12 protein-coding genes are annotated in these 16,164 nt (G+C 73.1%); 7 read left to right on the forward strand and 5 right to left on the reverse strand.

Annotation, left to right across the window (positions count from 1 at the left end; translation table 11 throughout):
* Positions 1–81: 81 nt before the first annotated feature.
* From ACGF5G_RS05195 to ACGF5G_RS05205, 3 genes are read right to left on the reverse strand one after another with little or no spacing between them, the layout of a single operon-like run.
* Positions 82–1,302 (reverse strand): allantoate amidohydrolase, encoded by a 1,221-nt coding sequence (locus ACGF5G_RS05195; protein WP_393259097.1) that lies wholly within the window; start codon positions 1,300–1,302, stop codon positions 82–84.
* Positions 1,303–1,313: 11 nt separating this feature from the next.
* Positions 1,314–2,963, reverse strand: coding sequence for a urocanate hydratase (gene hutU, locus ACGF5G_RS05200; protein ID WP_393259098.1), 1,650 nt, complete (start codon positions 2,961–2,963; stop codon positions 1,314–1,316).
* A 13-nt stretch (positions 2,964–2,976) separates the two neighbouring features.
* Entirely contained in the window at positions 2,977–3,828 is an 852-nt protein-coding gene (locus tag ACGF5G_RS05205; RefSeq protein WP_393259099.1) for a MurR/RpiR family transcriptional regulator, read from the reverse strand.
* A 197-nt stretch (positions 3,829–4,025) separates the two neighbouring features.
* On the opposite strand from ACGF5G_RS05205, the gene ACGF5G_RS05210 reads away from it, so the two are divergent.
* Positions 4,026–5,987: a trypsin-like peptidase domain-containing protein gene (locus tag ACGF5G_RS05210; RefSeq protein ID WP_393259100.1), complete on the forward strand. Its 1,962-nt coding sequence runs from the start codon at positions 4,026–4,028 to the stop codon at positions 5,985–5,987.
* Positions 5,988–6,046: 59 nt separating this feature from the next.
* Here ACGF5G_RS05210 and ACGF5G_RS05215 read toward each other — a convergent pair whose 3' ends face one another.
* A complete protein-coding gene (locus ACGF5G_RS05215; protein WP_393259101.1) occupies positions 6,047–6,865 on the reverse strand; it encodes a glycosyltransferase in 819 nt (272 codons plus the stop codon).
* Between the two features lie 414 nt (positions 6,866–7,279).
* Here ACGF5G_RS05215 and ACGF5G_RS05220 point away from each other — a divergent pair, with 414 nt between their 5' ends.
* From ACGF5G_RS05220 to ACGF5G_RS05245, 6 genes are all read left to right on the forward strand, one after another.
* Positions 7,280–8,701 (forward strand): hypothetical protein, encoded by a 1,422-nt coding sequence (locus ACGF5G_RS05220; protein WP_393259102.1) that lies wholly within the window; start codon positions 7,280–7,282, stop codon positions 8,699–8,701.
* Positions 8,698–9,585, forward strand: a complete 888-nt coding sequence (locus tag ACGF5G_RS05225) for a glycosyltransferase family 2 protein (protein ID WP_393259104.1) — start codon at positions 8,698–8,700, stop codon at positions 9,583–9,585. Before ACGF5G_RS05220 ends, ACGF5G_RS05225 begins: the two co-directional genes overlap by 4 nt.
* On the forward strand, positions 9,566–10,987 hold the full coding sequence (locus ACGF5G_RS05230; protein ID WP_393259105.1) for a lipopolysaccharide biosynthesis protein: 1,422 nt from the start codon (positions 9,566–9,568) through the stop codon (positions 10,985–10,987). The genes ACGF5G_RS05225 and ACGF5G_RS05230 overlap by 20 nt, the downstream gene beginning before the upstream one ends.
* Complete coding sequence (locus ACGF5G_RS05235; RefSeq protein WP_393259107.1) at positions 10,977–12,152, forward strand: polysaccharide pyruvyl transferase family protein; 1,176 nt, start codon at positions 10,977–10,979, stop codon at positions 12,150–12,152. Before ACGF5G_RS05230 ends, ACGF5G_RS05235 begins: the two co-directional genes overlap by 11 nt.
* The gene (locus ACGF5G_RS05240; protein WP_393259109.1) at positions 12,149–13,396 is read left to right on the forward strand and encodes an endo-1,4-beta-xylanase; all 1,248 of its coding nucleotides are present in this window, start codon (positions 12,149–12,151) and stop codon (positions 13,394–13,396) included. Before ACGF5G_RS05235 ends, ACGF5G_RS05240 begins: the two co-directional genes overlap by 4 nt.
* 178 nt (positions 13,397–13,574) lie before the next feature.
* The gene (locus ACGF5G_RS05245; RefSeq protein WP_393259234.1) at positions 13,575–15,038 is read left to right on the forward strand and encodes a sugar transferase; all 1,464 of its coding nucleotides are present in this window, start codon (positions 13,575–13,577) and stop codon (positions 15,036–15,038) included.
* Positions 15,039–15,098: 60 nt separating this feature from the next.
* Here ACGF5G_RS05245 and ACGF5G_RS05250 read toward each other — a convergent pair whose 3' ends face one another.
* Positions 15,099–16,046 carry an LCP family protein gene (locus ACGF5G_RS05250; RefSeq protein ID WP_393259236.1) on the reverse strand — a complete coding sequence of 316 codons (948 nt, stop codon included), beginning with the start codon at positions 16,044–16,046 and terminating at the stop codon, positions 15,099–15,101.
* Positions 16,047–16,164 lie beyond the last annotated feature (118 nt).

Here is a 16,164-nt window from a genome sequence, read left to right on the forward strand (position 1 = left end):
CCGTCCATGAGACCACCAGCCCCGGCGTCCCGGCCGTCCATCGCGCGTCCCGGCGGGGCCGCACCGCCGCCGGCAGGATGTTCAGCGGCATGTCAGCTCCTCCAGCACCCGGGCCAGGGCGGTCACCCCGGCGGCGCAGTCGGCGTCGGTGGCCGACTCCGCCGGGGAGTGCGAGACCCCGGTCGGGTTGCGCACGAAGAGCATCGCCGTGGGCACGTGCGCGGCGAGCACCCCGGCGTCGTGGCCCGCCCCGGTCGGCAGCACCGGCGCGTCGAGCAGGGCCGCGAGCCGGCCGGCCAGGCCGCCGTCGAAGGCGACCAGCGGGGTGGCCGACTCCTCGGTCAGCGCCACCTCCGTACCGTCCCGGCGGGCCCGCTCGGCGGCCTTGGCGTGCACCGCGTCGACCAGCCCGGTCAGCGTGTCCGGCTCGGCGGCGCGGGCGTCCAGCCACCCGGTCACCTTCGACGGGATCGCGTTGGTCGCGTTCGGCTCCACCGACACCCGGCCGACGGTGGCGTGGGCGCCGCGCAGCCGGGCCTCCTTGTTCGCCGCCAGCACCGTGAAGGCGTACGTCAGCATGGGGTCGCGGCGGTCGACCATCCGGGTCGTACCCGCGTGGTTGCCCTCGCCGCTGAACTCGAAGCGCCAACGGCCGTGCGGCCAGATCGCGCTGGCGACCGCGACGGGCGCGTCGCCCTCGACCAGCGCGCGGCCCTGCTCGACGTGCAGCTCCACGAAGGCGGCGAAGCTGCCGACCAGCTCCGGCTGGGCGCCCGCCGGCCGCTCGCCCAGCGCCTCGGCGAAGCTCACCCCGGCGGCGTCGCGCAACCCGGCCGCGCGGTCCACCGCGATCTCCCCGGTGAGCAGCCGCGACCCGAGGCACGGTACGCCGAACCGCGCCCCCTCCTCCTCGACGAACGCGCCGACCACCAGCGGGCGGGCCGGCGCGACACCGGCCGCGCGCAGCTCGTCCACGGCGAGGAACGCGCTGACGATGCCGAGCGGCCCGTCGTACGCCCCGCCGTGCGGCACCGAGTCGAAGTGGCTGCCGGTCAGCACCGCGCCGCCGGCCGCCGGCTCACCCCACCAGGCGAACAGGTTGCCGTTGCCGTCCTCGGTGACCGGCATGCCGCGTTGGCCGGCCTGGTCGCGGAACCACTCCCGCAGCCGCAGCTCCGGCTCGGTCAGCGCGTACCGCAGGTAGCCGCCGCTGCGGTCGTCCCGCCCGATCGGCGCGATCTCGTCCCACAGCGCCCGGAACCTGTAAGGAAGGGACCCTTCCTCTACCAAATCCGTTAACAAGGTGCCCCGCCTCACGCCTCGGCCATGGGGGTGCGGACGCCGGTGCGCGCGGCGACCTCGCGGGCGGCGTCGTAGCCGGCGTCGACGTGCCGGATCACGCCCATCGCCGGGTCGTTGGTGAGCACCCGCTCGATCTTCTGCCCGGCCAGGGCGGTGCCGTCGGCGACGCAGACCTGCCCGGCGTGGATCGACCGCCCGATGCCGACCCCGCCCCCGTGGTGGATCGACACCCAGGACGCCCCGCTGGCGGTGTTGACCAGCGCGTTGAGCAGCGGCCAGTCGGCGATCGCGTCGGAGCCGTCGGCCATCGCCTCGGTCTCCCGGTAGGGGCTGGCCACGCTGCCGCAGTCCAGGTGGTCCCGGCCGATCACCACGGGCGCGCTCAGCTCACCGGAGGCGACCATCTCGTTGAACCGCACGCCGGCCTTGTCGCGCTCGCCGTAGCCGAGCCAGCAGATCCGCGCCGGCAGACCCTGGAACGCGACCCGCTCGCCGGCCATCCGGATCCACCGGGCCAGCGACTCGTTCTCGGGGAACAGCTCGAGGATGGCCCGGTCGGTCGCGGCGATGTCGGCCGGGTCGCCGGAGAGCGCCGCCCACCGGAACGGGCCCTTGCCCTCGCAGAACAGCGGCCGGATGTACGCGGGCACGAAGCCGGGGAAGTCGAAGGCCCGCTCGAACCCGCCGAGCTTCGCCTCGCCCCGGATCGAGTTGCCGTAGTCGAAGACCTCCGCCCCGGCGTCGAGGAACCCGACCATCGCCTCGACGTGCTTCGCCATCGACGCCCGCGCCCGGTCGGTGAACTCGGCCGGCTTCGCCGCCGCGTAGTCCCGGGCGTCGGCCAGCTCCACCCCCTCGGGCAGGTACGACAGGGGGTCGTGCGCGCTGGTCTGGTCGGTGACGATGTCGATGGCGACACCCCGGCGCAGCAGCTCCGGGAAGACCGTGGCCGCGTTGCCGACCACGCCGACGCTCAGCGCGCGGCGGTCCCGCCTCGCGGCGAGCGCCCGCTCGACGGCGTCGTCGAGGGAGTCGGCGACCTCGTCGAGGTAGCGGTCGTGCACCCGCCGGTCCAGCCGGCTCCGGTCCACGTCGACGATCAGGCAGGCGCCCCCGTTCATGGTGACCGCGAGGGGCTGCGCCCCGCCCATCCCGCCGCATCCGGCGGTCAGCGTCAGCGTGCCCGCCAGGGTGCCGCCGAACCTCTTGGCGGCGACGGCGGCGAACGTCTCGTAGGTGCCCTGGAGGATGCCCTGGGTGCCGATGTAGATCCACGAGCCGGCGGTCATCTGCCCGTACATGGTCAGGCCGAGCTGCTCCAGGCGGCGGAACTCCGGCCAGGTGGCCCAGTCGCCCACCAGGTTGGAGTTGGCCAGCAGCACCCGGGGCGCCCACTCGTGGGTGCGCATGACGCCCACCGGCCGGCCGGACTGCACCAGCATGGTCTCGTCGTCGCGCAGGTCGGTCAGGGTGCGCACCAGCGCGTGGTACGACGGCCAGTCCCGCGCGGCCTTCCCGGTGCCGCCGTAGACCACCAGGTCCTCGGGGCGCTCGGCCACCTCCGGGTCGAGGTTGTTCATCAGCATCCGCAGTGCGGCCTCCTGCGGCCAACCACGGGCGGTGCGTTCGGTGCCGCGCGCGGCGCGGACGGGCTGGGACATCTCGGGTCTCCTCTCAGCCGAGGAACAACTGGCGGCGGGCGGCGGACGCCTCGAAGGCCTCCAGCCGGCGTTGGGTGTCGGCGGGGTCGGCGTCACAGATGGCCTGGAGCAGCACCATGGCCAGGGTCATCGGGGCGGTGTGCAGGTCGAAGACGAGCTGAGCGCCGACCGCGGCGGGCAGCACCACGTCGGCGTGCTCGGTGGCCGGGCTGACCGGCGAGTCGGTGATGGCCACCACACGCAGGCCGGCGGCGCGCGCCTCGCGCAGCGCGTCCATGGTCTCCCGGGGGTAGCGGGGGAGCACGAAGGCGAGCAGGGCGCCCGCCCCGGCCGCGGCGGCCTGTTCGAGGCGGTCGGTGAGCAGGCTGCCGCCGTCGTCGAGCACCCGCACGTCGGGGTGCACCTTGGCCGCGAAGTAGGCGAAGTACGCGGCCAGCGGCGCGGCGGCCCGCAGGCCGAGCACCGGCAGGGGGCGGCTGGCGGCCAGCAGCCTCCCGGTCTCGGCGAGCCGGTCCCGGTCGGCGAGCTGCCCGGCGAGCCGGTCGAGGTTGCCGATCTCGGCGCGTACGGCCTGCTGGAGTTCGTTGCCCGCGTCGGCGGGGCCGCCCGGCGTGCCGGCGGTCAGCTCGCGGAGCCGGCGGCGCAGCGCGGGGTAGCCGTCGTGGCCGAGCGCCACCGCGAAGCGGGTCACCGACGGCTGGCTGACCCCCGCCAGCTCGGCCACCTCGGCCGCCGACAGGTACGCCGCCGTCGGCGCGTGCTGCACCAGGCAGTGCGCGATCCGGCGCTGGGTCGGTGTGAGCCGGACCCCCTGGAACAGGTCCAGCACCTGCTCGGTGGGTTCCGCGACAGCTCCGTCATTCACACGCTGACTCTATGCATGAAAACTTTCACAAAGCAACACCCACGTCGCCGCCTCCAACCTGGACAAACCGGTCGCCGACCCGGGCACCCGGAGCCGGGGCCGACCGGTGTGGGCCGCGGCCCGTCCGCCGACCGGCCGACGGCCGCGTGAGCGTGCCCTCTGTAGGATCCGCAGGGCGGTTGAGCGGAGGAGTTGGCATGCAGCCGGATGGCCCGTACAGGTTCACCCACATCCTGGGCACCTGCCCGGTCGGGAAGGCATGGGCGGCCATCGACGCGCAGGGCCGGTTCGTGACAGTGGCCGTGCTGGACGCGATCGTGGCGAACGATCCGCGCTGGCGGGAGGCATACTCGGCGATGGCGGACGCGCTCGCCCAGGCGCCGGACGGCCAGGCCTACACGTACGCCGACTTCTCCGCGCCCTCTCCCTGGGTCGCGTACCCGGCGGAGGCCGGTCCGGGCGCGGAGAAGCTCCTGCGCGCGCTCGGCGTCGAGTACCAGCCGGTGGCGGCGGGGCCGGCGGCGACGCCACCCGTGTCCGCGCCGCCCCAGCAGGTGTCCGCCCCGCCCCAGGCCGCTTCCGCGCCCCCGTATCCGGTCTCGGGCGGGCCGGTGCCCACGTCGGCGCCGCCACACACGCCGTGGGCGGCGCAGGCCGGACCGATGCCCACCCAGCCCGAGGCATCGGCGCCGCACCCGGTCTCCGCCACGCCCGCGCCGTCCTGGGACGCGCCGACCACCATGACGCCCACACAGCCGGCCGCGCCCCTGTCGCCGGCCGCCCAGACAAGCGCCGCCCCGGCGTACGACCCGTTCGCGCCGTCGGCGCCCCGGATCAAGCCCTCGAAGCCGTCCAAGGGCCGGACCGGTCTGTGGGTGGGTCTCGCCGCCCTCGTCCTGGTGGTCGCCCTGGGCGTCGGCGCCGCCGTCTGGGTGCTCGCCCCGGGTGAGCCCGCCGAACCCACGGCGACGCCGACCGTGGCACCCTCCGCGTTCCCCAGCGCGGCCCCGGTGAACCCGGGCCTCAAGCCGTGGGCGCAGGCGGCTCCGTACAGCCCCGAGGAGCGTGCGCTGGCCATCGCCGCGCCCTCCGTGGTCTTCATCGAGGCGGTCTTCACCGGCGTGCTGCGGGAGACGAAGTCCAACGTCCCGCTCAGCGCCACCCCGATCACCTTCAAGCGGCGGTGCAGCGGGTTCGTGGTCAACGCGGACGGCCACGTGCTCACCAACGGCCAGTGCGTACGGCCGGAGGCCGAGGCCGCCCGCGAGCGGGCCCTCTACACCCTGGGCCGGATCCTCATCGAGCAGAAGAAGCTCAGCTCGTCGGCCCTCGACCAGTACGTCCGGACGAAGATGGCCACCACGAGCTTCACCGGCAGCGAGCCCGGCTCGGCACCCACCAACCAGGTGTTCGGGCAGTTCAACGTCGCGCGCGGTGACCTGACCGCCAGCCCGGCCGTGCCGGTCGAGGTGGTGCGTGTCCTCCCCGCCGACAACGGCAACCTGGCGTTGGTGAAGCTTGCCCAGACGAACCTCGCCACGGTCGAGTTGAACGCGGAGGCTGCGCTCGCCTCCGGCACGTCGCTGCTCGTGATCGGCTACGGCACGACCGACGCCGACTTCCGCGCCGCCACCTACACCCTGAACGCGAAGCCGGTGCAGGTGTCCGGCACGGCGAACCAGGGTGCGGTGACCGTCGCGCGGGTCAACGGCGATGTCGGCATCTACTCGCACGGCGGGATCGCCATCGACACCAGCGGTCGGGTCGTCGGCGTGGTGGACAACGACCGGGCCGCCAACGGCGGGGCCAACCGTGCCCTCGTGCCGGTGTCGGTGGTCGCCGGGCTGCTCGGCGAGGGTGGCGTCCAGGCCGGTCTGGCCGAATCGGACCGGACGTACCGTGACGGTCTCGACGCCTTCTTCGCCGGCCGGAACGCGGAGGCCATCAGCCTGTTCGACACCGTGGCGACGGCGTCGCCCACCAACCTGCTCGCCCAGGCCTACCGGCAGAACGCCATGGACCGGGCCAGGCTGGAAGGGGATTCGACGGAGTCCTCGCGGCTGCCGGTCGCGCTGTTCGCCGGCGCGGGGGTCGCCCTGGTGGTCGGGCTCGTCGTCGCCGTGGTGCTGCTGATGCGGCGGCGCCGCAGAAGCTACTGAAGGTCGGCGCCGGCAGGTGACGGGCCCGGCGGTGCCCTGCTCGGCGTGCCGCCGGGCGGTCAACGGGTGGAGTGGTCCCGTCCCCAGGCGTCGCGCGGGTGACGGCGGGCCTTGAGCGCGGCCGCCACGGTGATGGCCACGTACACCGCCGCCGTCGGCGCGAGCCACGGTCGGGGCAGGACCACGTCCCGCAACCAGGAGGACGGCGCCGAGGCGCGAATACCGGCGTGGCTGGCCCGCAGCATGGTGTTGCCCGCACGCACCCGCGCCAAGGTCCGGACCAGGTCCCGGGTGCGTCGAGGGGCCTGCACGTAGGACGTGGCGTCGGCCACCTCCTGCTTCTCGTCCGACGAGAACATCGAGTCCAGGAAGAGGTCGTCGGCGATCTGCTCCGGGAAACGGTCGAACCGTTCCCGCCCTGCCGCGGAGATGCCCATCGCGCCACGGCCGAAGAGCGCGTCCGCGAAGATCGGCAGTCGGGTGTTGATCGTGTAGTAGGCCCGAACCGCCAGGGACCGGCCCGTCGTCACCATGTGCCGGCGAGGCATCACGGCCAGCGGCCCACCCTCGGCCCCGAGCGCCGCGGCCATCGCGCGCAGCGCGCCGCGGCTCAACACCACGTCCGCGTCCAGGTAGACCCTGGGAAAGCCGCGGGCTGCCGCGTCGCCCACGTTCAGGGCGTTGGACTTGCCGGCCTGCGCCACCTCGATGACCCGGACGCCGGGCCGGGCGGCGGCGATCCGGGCGGTGTCGTCGGTGCAGCCGTTGGCGACCACCACGATGTCGAGCTCGCCGGGGGCGGCGTCGGCGAGCAGCGCGTCGAGGCAGTCACCGATGACGCGGGCCTCGTTGTGCGCGGCCATCACCACGCTGATCATCGGTAGTTCACGGGGCAGTCACACCAGTTCCACACTTCCGCGCGGTGGTCGGGATCGTGTCTCCCACCGCGGCCGACCGGACGGTTCACCTCACGCAGCACCCCGCCTCGGACCGGGCCCGGGTACGGCGGTACAGCTTGCCGGACCGCACGTCCTGCCGCAACACCCGCTCCGGTCGTTCCTGTCGTGCGGAAACCGGACACCGGCGTGGCCTGCGCCGCTGGTATCGTCCTCATGTTTCTGGGGCGGGGCCGGGCAGCGCCTGTGGACATTCCGCAACCCGCCGGTCGCCACAGGCACGACAGCCGACCCGTGGATCGGCGAGGAAATGGCAGTGGGGGCCGTCGGCCGGCCGACCTGCCCGCGTTGTCGGCTGCTGCCGCGGCGGACACTGATGGGAGAGACGCACCCGCGATGGAGACCTTGACCACACCGGAGCGGCGACCGCCCCTCCGGCGAGGGCACCGGGCCGCGCCACCGGCCCGTCACGAGCAGGTGGCGCGCTTCCTGGCCACCGCCGCGCTGGTGCTGGTCGCGGTGAAGCCGCTGCTCGACATCGGTGAGAAGGACGCCGGCGGCGGATTCGACCTGGGGGTGCTGCTCACCGCGCTCGGTGCGGCGTGCATGGTCGTCGCGCTCGGTGTCGTGGCGATCGGCGCCCGGCGGCTGCCGCCCCGATCCATCCTCCTTGTGGCGGGTGGGCTGACGCTGCTGCTCGTGCTCTCCGCGGTCAGCTACCTCGCCGTCCCGGCCCGCGAGGACCTGTTGAACCTGTTCGACGTCCGTCGCTACTCGATCTACGGTCCGCCGCAGGAGGCGACCAGCGCCATCCCGGCGGAGGCGATGCGGCTCGTCGTGGGTTTCGCCCCGATCGCCCTGCTCGGGCTGATGCTGATGCGCCGCGACTGGTTCCCGGTGCGCGTGCTCGGCCTCGTCGCCGGGGCGGTGGTGGCCGGCGCGGTCGTGCACTGTCTGCTGGCGTGGCTCCAGGTCGCCGGGTTGTTCCCGTACTCGTTCTACTTCGAGCTGGCCAACTGGGAGAAGATCGGGCGGGCCTCCGGTGGCTACTACCACCCGATGTCGCTGGGCCGGCTGCTGATGTTCTCGGTGTTCCTGGTCTATGCCCTGGGCGACCGGCTGCGGGTGCCCACTCTCGTCCGGTACGCGCTGATCGGTCTCTTCGTCGCCACGGGCGTGGTCTCCCTGCACCGCTTCACGATCCTCTGCCTGGGCCTGATCGTGGCCGCGTTCGAGACGCGGCGGCTCTTCGGGATGGTGGCGGCGCGGCGCTCCGGCGGAACGAACCGCCGGGCGGCGGTGGCGGTCGGCGGCGCGCTGGCGGTCGTCGGCACGGTCGTCGGGGTGCTCTGGGGCGGCGCCATCTGGAGGCGGGCCGAGGTCACCCTCACCGAGGTGGGGTCGCTGGACGTGCGGTCCGACACCTTCATGCACGGTCGGGGCGCCATCTGGAACGACGTGGCGGAGATCCTCGGTCGTTCCCCGGTGGACGTCTGGCTCTTCGGGTTCGGCTACGAGCCCTGGGACATGCACAACGACCTGCTCCGGGTGCTGGTCATCTGGGGGATCGTCGGCGTCGTCGTGACCGGCGCCGTCATCGTGGGCCTCTACCGGACCGTGAGGGGACGGATCGACCGGTCGGGTCGGGTCGCCCTGGCGCTGCTCTTCGTGACCCTCGTCGTCTTCGGTCTCACGCAGAAGCCACTGGCCTACCCGTACTTCCTCTGGCTCTTCTTCTTCGGCCAGATGGTGGTCCTCGCCGTCGACGGGAAGAACCCGGGTGAGGCCCCGTCCGTGGAGAGCAGGTCGACACCGTGAACTCGTCGTTCCCCGCGTCGCTGCACGGCCTGCCCGCGCAGGCCGACGGGTCCTCCGGCCCGACCGCGAGCGCCGCCAGCGACGCGCCCACGATGCCGGTCGTCCGGCCGACCTTCTCGGTCTGCATCGTGGTGCGCGACCGTCCCGTCCTGCTCGTCAACGCGGTGCGCAGCGTCCTGGCGAACACCTTCGAGGACTTCGAGGTGGTCATCGTCGACGACGGGTCGCGGGTACCGGTCGCTCAGGTGATGGCGGATGCGCATCTCTCGGCGGACCGTCGGGTGCGGGTGCTCGCCCAACCGCCGACCGGCATCGCCGAGGCGCGCAACCGGGGCCTGCGGTCCGCCATGGGCAGCTACGTCACCGTGCTGGACTCCGACGACGAACTCACCGTTGACGCGCTCGCCCGGCTGCACCACCTGCTGACCACCACCGGTGGATCGTGGGTGTACGCCGACTACACGGAGATCCGCCGGGGGGCCTCCACCATCATCCGGCTGCCCGAGTACGCCTCGGCGCGGCGCATGCTGCTCGGGGTGCTGACCCGCCCGCGCCTGCCCTTCAAGCACTCCGGCACCACGATCGACCGCACGCTGCTCGACCGGCTCGGGGGGTACGACGAGAGTTTCCGCCTCTTCGAGGACGTGGAGTTGATGCTGCGTGCCCTGCGCGCCGGCGTCCACCCGTGCCATCTGGCCCACCCGATCGTGCTGTTCCAACGACACGACGGGAACGTCACCCGGGGCCGGCTCGGTGGGCTGGTCTTCTGGTTCCGGCTGATCGACATGTACCGGCCCTCGAGGTGGCCGGGGGTGGCCACGGCCATCAAGGCACTGCGGACCCTGAGCGAGACGGGTAAGTGGCTTGTCACCCTCGGTCGCTGATCTCGACACCGGCAACGGTGCCGGCCGGGATGCCGGTAACGGCGGCGCGGCCCGGCCGAGGGCGGCCAGAGGGCGGGTCGCCACGGTCCTGGTGCACCTCGGCATGTTGGGCCTGAGCCAGGTCGGAGTCACCCTGGCCGCGTTCGGGACGCAGATCCTCCTCGCCCGCAGCCTTCCCCAGGAGGCGTTCGGCACCTTCACCGCCGCACTGGCGGTGGTGTCGCTGACCGCGCCGCTGGCGGTCTTCGGCGTACCCGAGCTGTGGCTGCAACGGTTCGGCCGGGAGGGCGAGCGGGCGCGTCGGTGGGTGGGCCCGTCGCTGCGGGTTGCGGCGGCCGGCAGCGGCCTGACCGTCGCCGGCATCCTGGCCTGGAGCCTCGTCGAGTGGTCCGACCCGGTGGCAGCCGGCGTACGGGCGCTGTTGGCGACCGTCGTCGTCGCGCAGGCCGCACTGGCACTGGTCGGCACGGTGCAGCAGCTGCGCGGCGACTACCAGGGCCTCTCCGCGCTCCAGGTCGCGCCGCACCTGGCCCGGGTGCTCGTGGTGCTCGCCGTGTGGGCGTTCGGGGCGTCCGTGCTGGCGGCGGCGGCCGGCTACGCCGTCGTGGCGGTCCTGACCGTGCTTGCCTGCGTGCCGGTGATGCTGCCCTTCCTCCGGGGTGAGGCGCCCCTCGAAGGCCATCCCCGTGACCTGCCGCCGGGATCCCCGTCCCGGGTCGGGGCGGCGCGGGTGACGGGTGCCGCCACGCCGTTCGTGCTGGGCAACCTCTTCTATCTGCTCGGCATGTACCTGGGCACGGTGGTTGCCGCCGAGTTCCTCAGCCCGTCGGCGGCGGCCGTCCTGGCCGTCCCGATGTCCGTGCTGACCGCCGTCTACCTCGTCCCCCGGGTCGTCTACCAGCAGTACTTCCTGGCACGGTTGCACCGGTGGTCCGGTACCGACCGCGACGCCGTCCTGATCGCGTACCGTTGGGGCGGTCTCGGGATGCTGGCGCTCGGCACCGTCCTGGCGGCGCTGGTCGCGCTGGGCGGTCTCCCGGTGCTCCCCTTCCTGCTCGGCCCCGAATACCGCGAATCCGCCACCGTCATGGCCCTGCTGGCGCTGGCCATCCCGTTCCGCTTCGCGGGCGCGGCCGTCGCCTCGCTGCTCACCAGCGGCGGCCTGCTGCGCCGGAAGGTGGCGTACCAGGGCGTGGGAGCCCTGGTGTTCCTCGTGGCCCTGGCGGTGGCCACCCCGCTGTGGGGCGTCAGGGGCACCGCCGTGGCCACCGTCGTCGCCGAGGTCATCCTGTGCACGCTGTTCTGGACCGCGGTGCGCAGGCGGGTGGTCGGGGACGCGCCCCTGCCGTCGTGGCACGATCTGCGTCGGCGCCTGACGAGGGAGACCCCGCGTGCATCCTGAACCGAGTCCCGCCGCCCGCCGCCCACTGGTGGTGGGCTACTACGGCATGGAGAACGTCGGGGACAACGCCTTCTGCGTCGTCATGGACTGGGCCGCCCGTACCTACTGGGGTGCCCAGGAACCCGTCTTCGCCGCGCCGCCCATCGTCGACCTTCCGGTGGAGAGCACCGGCATGAATCCCCGCTGGTACCGTTCGCGCAGCGTGCCCGACCGGGTCGGCTGGGTGCTGAACAAGGCGGCGTTGCTGGGCCGCTCCTCGATGCTCGTCTTCGGCGGCGGCTCGGTCTTCCGCGACATGGGCCCGGTGAGCGAGAAGAAGCTCTTCTCGCTCTTCTCCCGGGCATCCGGGCACCCCATGGCCGCCGTCGGCGTCTCCGTCGGCCCGTTCCTCTCCCCGGCGGCCGAGCGGCGGCTCGTCGAGGTGCTCCGGCGGATCGACTTCATCGGCGTACGCGACCTCGCCTCCGCCGAGATCCTGGAACGTGCCGGCTATCCCGGGGTGCTCGTCCGCGCCGGCGACCTCGCCGGGCTGCTCCCCGAGGCGCTCGGCGAACCGGTCCCGGAGCGTCGGCCCCGGCCCGGCGGGGGGCGGGCCCGGCTCGGCGTGACCCTGCTCGGCGTCGACCACGAGGCGGCGGCCCCACAGATGCGGCAACGGGAGGAGGCCCTGATCGAGGGCGTCCGCCGTCTGGTCCTGAAGGAGCCGGTGGACGTCACCGTCTTCGTGTTCAACACCCACCCCGTGCACGGCGACGAACGGGTCAGCGACCGTCTCCGGGCCTCCCTGGACGGGCTCTGCGACATCCGCGTGGTGACCGCGCGCGACGGCGTGCGAGCGTGCTGGGACGAGATGAAGCGCTGCGACATCGGCCTGCACATGCGGCTGCACGGCGCGATCTTCGCGTATCTGGCGGGTGTCCCGTTCGCGCTGGTGCCGTACCAGAAGAAGTGCGACGACTTCCTCGCCGAAATCGGCCAGCCGGAGTCTTCGCGACTCGGCCGGGTCCCGGAGGACCCGGCGGAGGTGACCCGGGCGCTCGCCGGCCTGCTCACCGACGAGGCGGTGCCACGGCTGCCGCGCGAGGAGTTCGCCGAGCGTGCCCGGTGGAACTTCACCCGGGCGCCGTGGGCGCTGCGGGACGGACCGGGCCAGCCGGCGCGGTGATCGTCGACTTGCCCAGCCGGGACAGTGACGCGCCGTCGCTGCCGCAAGCCTCCGGCCCGGCCGGGAGCGGCGCCGCCGCGTGGCACGCCACCCCGCGCGCCCGCTTCGGTCGGCTCAGTCCGCCGGCGCTGCTGGTGTCGGTCGCGCTGGTCGTCGCGGCGTTGCTCGCCGCCGGCATGGCGCTGGTCCGGTCCACCCCCGAGTCTCCGCCCGCGGGCGGCCACGCCGGGCCGGCTCCCGCGTTGTCGGCTTCCGCCACGCCGGGGCGGGAGACCCTGCGCGACCTGATGCCGCCGGGGGTGCGGATCGGATCGGCCGTGGACGGCCGGGGGCTGAGCCTGGATCCTGCCTACCGCGCCCTCCTCGGCAGCGAGTTCAACGCGATGACGGCCGAGAACGCCATGAAGTGGCGGAACCTCGAACCGCTGCCCGGGGTGTACGCCTGGACCGGCGCCGACCAGATCGTCGACTTCGCGCAGCAGCACGGCCAGGAGGTGTACGGCCACACCCTGGTGTGGCACAGCGACGTGCCGAAGTGGGTCTCCCCGGACTGGCCGGCGGAACGCGTCCGTGCCGTGCTCCAGGAGCACGTGACCACGGTGGTCTCCCGGTACCGGGGACGTGTCTGGGCCTGGGACGTGGTCAACGAGGTGCTGGACGAGGACGGGACGCTGCGCGACACCCTCTGGCTGCGCAAGCTCGGCCCGGGCTATGTCGCCGACGCCTTCCGTTGGGCCCACGCGGCCGACCCGGGCGCGCGGCTGTTCATCAACGACTACGGCGTGGAGGGCCGGACCCGGAAGGCCGACGCGCTGTGGAGGCTCGTCCGGGACCTGCGCCGGGCCGGTGTCCCGGTGGACGGCGTCGGCTTCCAGAGCCACCTGCGGTGGGACCAGCCGCCCCGGGACCTCACCGGGAACCTGGGCCGGTTCGCGCAACTGGGCGTCTCGGTGGCCATCACCGAACTGGACGTGCGGGTCCCGCTGCCGGCCACGCCCGAGAGGTTGGCGCGGCAGGCCACGCTCTACCGGCAGGTGCTCCAGGCCTGCCTCGGCCTGCCCGCCTGCGTGTCGTTCACCGTCTGGGGCTTCACGGACGCACGTAGCTGGATCCCGGGCTACCACCGCGGTTACGGGGCGGCCTGCCTCTTCGACAGCAGCCTGGCTCCCAAGCCGGCGCACGCCGCGCTGCTGGACGAGTTGCGTCGACGACCGACCCGCGGGGTCACGCCGAGCCCCGGCTGAACACCGGCGACGGCGCGGGCATCTCTCGGGACCCGCTATCCGTCCTCCGGTGACGACGAGTAGCACAGGTGAAAGGAAGGCCGTGTCCGGGCAGACTCAGTTCCTCTCGGCTGTCGCGTCGCAACAGTTGCCGAGGTTCGATCCCGATCTCGGGGTGATCACACCCCCGTCCAACGGCATGCCGCGGTCGGTCTTCGGCCGGCCGGTCGCCCCGCGGGCGCGATGGCGTCGGCGCTACCTGGCCTGCCTCGTGGTCATCGACTTCGTCGCCGCCCTGGCGGCCAGCCGGAGCGTGGTGGCCCTGCTCGACGAGGCCGACGCCGGCTTCTGGGACCAGCGGGTGCTCGGCGGGACGGTCAGCGCCTTCGCCCTGGTGGCCAACGTCGTGGTGCCCCTGATGTGGATGACGATTCTCGTCGGCGCTGGCGCGTACGACCGGCGTGCCCTCGGGCGCGGCACGGAGGAGCTCAAGCGGGTGGTGCGGGCCAACGTCGCGATGGCCGCCACCGTGTCGTTCCTGGCGCTCGGCTTCAAGAAGGACCTGTCCCGCGCGACGGTCGCGGCCATCATCCTGGCGCTGCTGTTCTACACCCTGGTGACGCGGTTCGTCGCCCGGGTCGTGCTCCGTCGGATCCGCCGGGTCAGCCAGCGGGCGTCGCAGAAGGTGCTGCTCGTCGGGCGGCTCTCCGACGCGCTGGCCGTGCACGAGGTGGTGACCCGGAACCCGGGGGCCGGCCTGCGTCCGATCGCCATCCACCTGCCGCACCACCCCAGGCCGGGGGAGCGGGTCACCGCGCCGGTGCCGGTCTACGTCGGCTGGGACCTGGTGCCCCTGGTCCAGCAGCTCGGCGCCGACACCATCGCCGTCTGCGGCCCGGCCAGCCTGGAGTCGTACGAGCTGCGCAAGCTGGCCTGGCAACTGGAGGGGACGGGCTTGGACCTCGTGGTGGTGCCGCAGGTCACCGACGTCACCGGTCCGCGCATCCACGTCCGTCCGATCGAGGGCCTGCCCCTGCTCAACGTCGAGGAGCCGACCATCTCCGGCCTCTCGCTGCTGGTCAAGAGCGTGCTCGACCGGGTCACCGCACTGGTCGGGCTGGTGCTGCTGAGCCCGCTGCTGGCCGGTATCGCGCTGGCCATCAAGCTGACGGACCGTGGGCCGGTCATGTTCCGGCAGACCCGGATCGGCCACCAGGGGCGGGCGTTCAAGGTCTGGAAGTTCCGCACCATGTACACCGACGCCGAGCAGCGGCTGGAGGCGTTGCGGGACCGGAACGAGAGCGACGGCCTGCTGTTCAAGATCAAGGACGACCCCCGGGTCACGCCGATCGGCCGGCATCTGCGCGCGCTCTCGCTGGACGAGCTGCCCCAGCTGATCAACGTGCTGATGGGGCAGATGTCGCTGGTCGGCCCGCGCCCGCTGCCCACCGAGGACGACGACTACCGCGGCGACGTCCGGCGCCGCCTGCTCGTGCGTCCCGGCATCACCGGGCTCTGGCAGATCTCCGGCCGCTCCGACCTGACCTGGGACGACGCGGTCCGGCTCGACCTGCACTACGTGGACAACTGGTCGCTCGTCTACGACCTGGGCATCCTGTGGCGCACGGTCAGCGTGGTGCTCGCCCGGCGGGGCGCGTACTGATCCCTGCCCCGGACCGGACGGGCGGTGCCGACCGGCGCACCGCCCGTCCGGGTACGGCGCCTACGTCCTGCCGCGGCTGAGGATCTCCTTGACCGCATCCCGGCGTACGGAGTCGTAGAACGACCGCGCCCGGTCGGTGTCGGCGAAGACGACGCTCTCGCTGCCGACCCGCCCGGTGCCCTTCGTCGGGCTGGTGAGGAAGAAGAGGTTGCCGCTGCGCAGGCCCCGCATCTCCGTCGCCATGTCCAGCAGGGACAGGTTCTTGTCCACCGCGACCGAGTCCGACGTCGCCTGGAGGAACGAGTTCAGCTTCCCGGGATTGGTCAGGATGCCGCCCGACGAGACCTTGTCCAGGATCGCCTTGATCACCTGCTGCTGGTGGCGGATCCGGGCGAAGTCCCCGTCCGCGAACTGCTTGCGCTGGCGGGCGTAGTCGAGCGCCGCCTCCCCGTCCATCTTCTGGGGGCCCTGAGGGAAGGTCCGGAACGGCGGGTGGATGGAGGTGAAGGACTTCTCCGAGTCGATCTCGATGCCGCCCAGCGCGTCGATGATCTCCTTGAACCCGGCGAAGTCGACCATCGCCACGTGGTCGATGCGAACCCCGGTGAACTTCTCCACGGTCTGCACCATCAGCGGCACGCCGCCCCACGCGTAGGCGGCGTTGACCTTGGCGTCCCGGCCGCCGTGGTTGCCGTCCCTGGACCGTGGCACCGCCACCCAGGTGTCCCGGGGGATCGAGATGAGCTGGGCGCTCGACCGGTCCTTCGGCAGGTGGGCCAGGATGATGGTGTCGGTGCGCGAGCCCGACGTGCTCTCCGGGTCACGGGTGTCGCTGCCCAGGATCAGGATGTTCATCGCGCCCGCGGTCGCCGGCTGCGGTCGGCTCTCCTCCGGCACGTCGGTGAAGGCGTCGACCCGTTCGATGTCCGACTCCACCGAGCGCAGATAGAGCCCACCGGCCACCACGCCGCCCACCCCGAGCAACGCCACCACCAGGATGCTGACCAGGACGATCCGCCGCCAGCGGCGACGGGGCCGGGCGATCGTCCCCTGTTCCCCGGGCGCGGGGGTGTCGGTCGTCGGCTCCGGCTCGACGGACTGCTGCGGAGTTGGCATGGCGGCGATG

Origin of the sequence: Micromonospora sp. NPDC047730, assembly GCF_043204765.1 — a bacterium.
Classification (GTDB): domain Bacteria; phylum Actinomycetota; class Actinomycetes; order Mycobacteriales; family Micromonosporaceae; genus Micromonospora.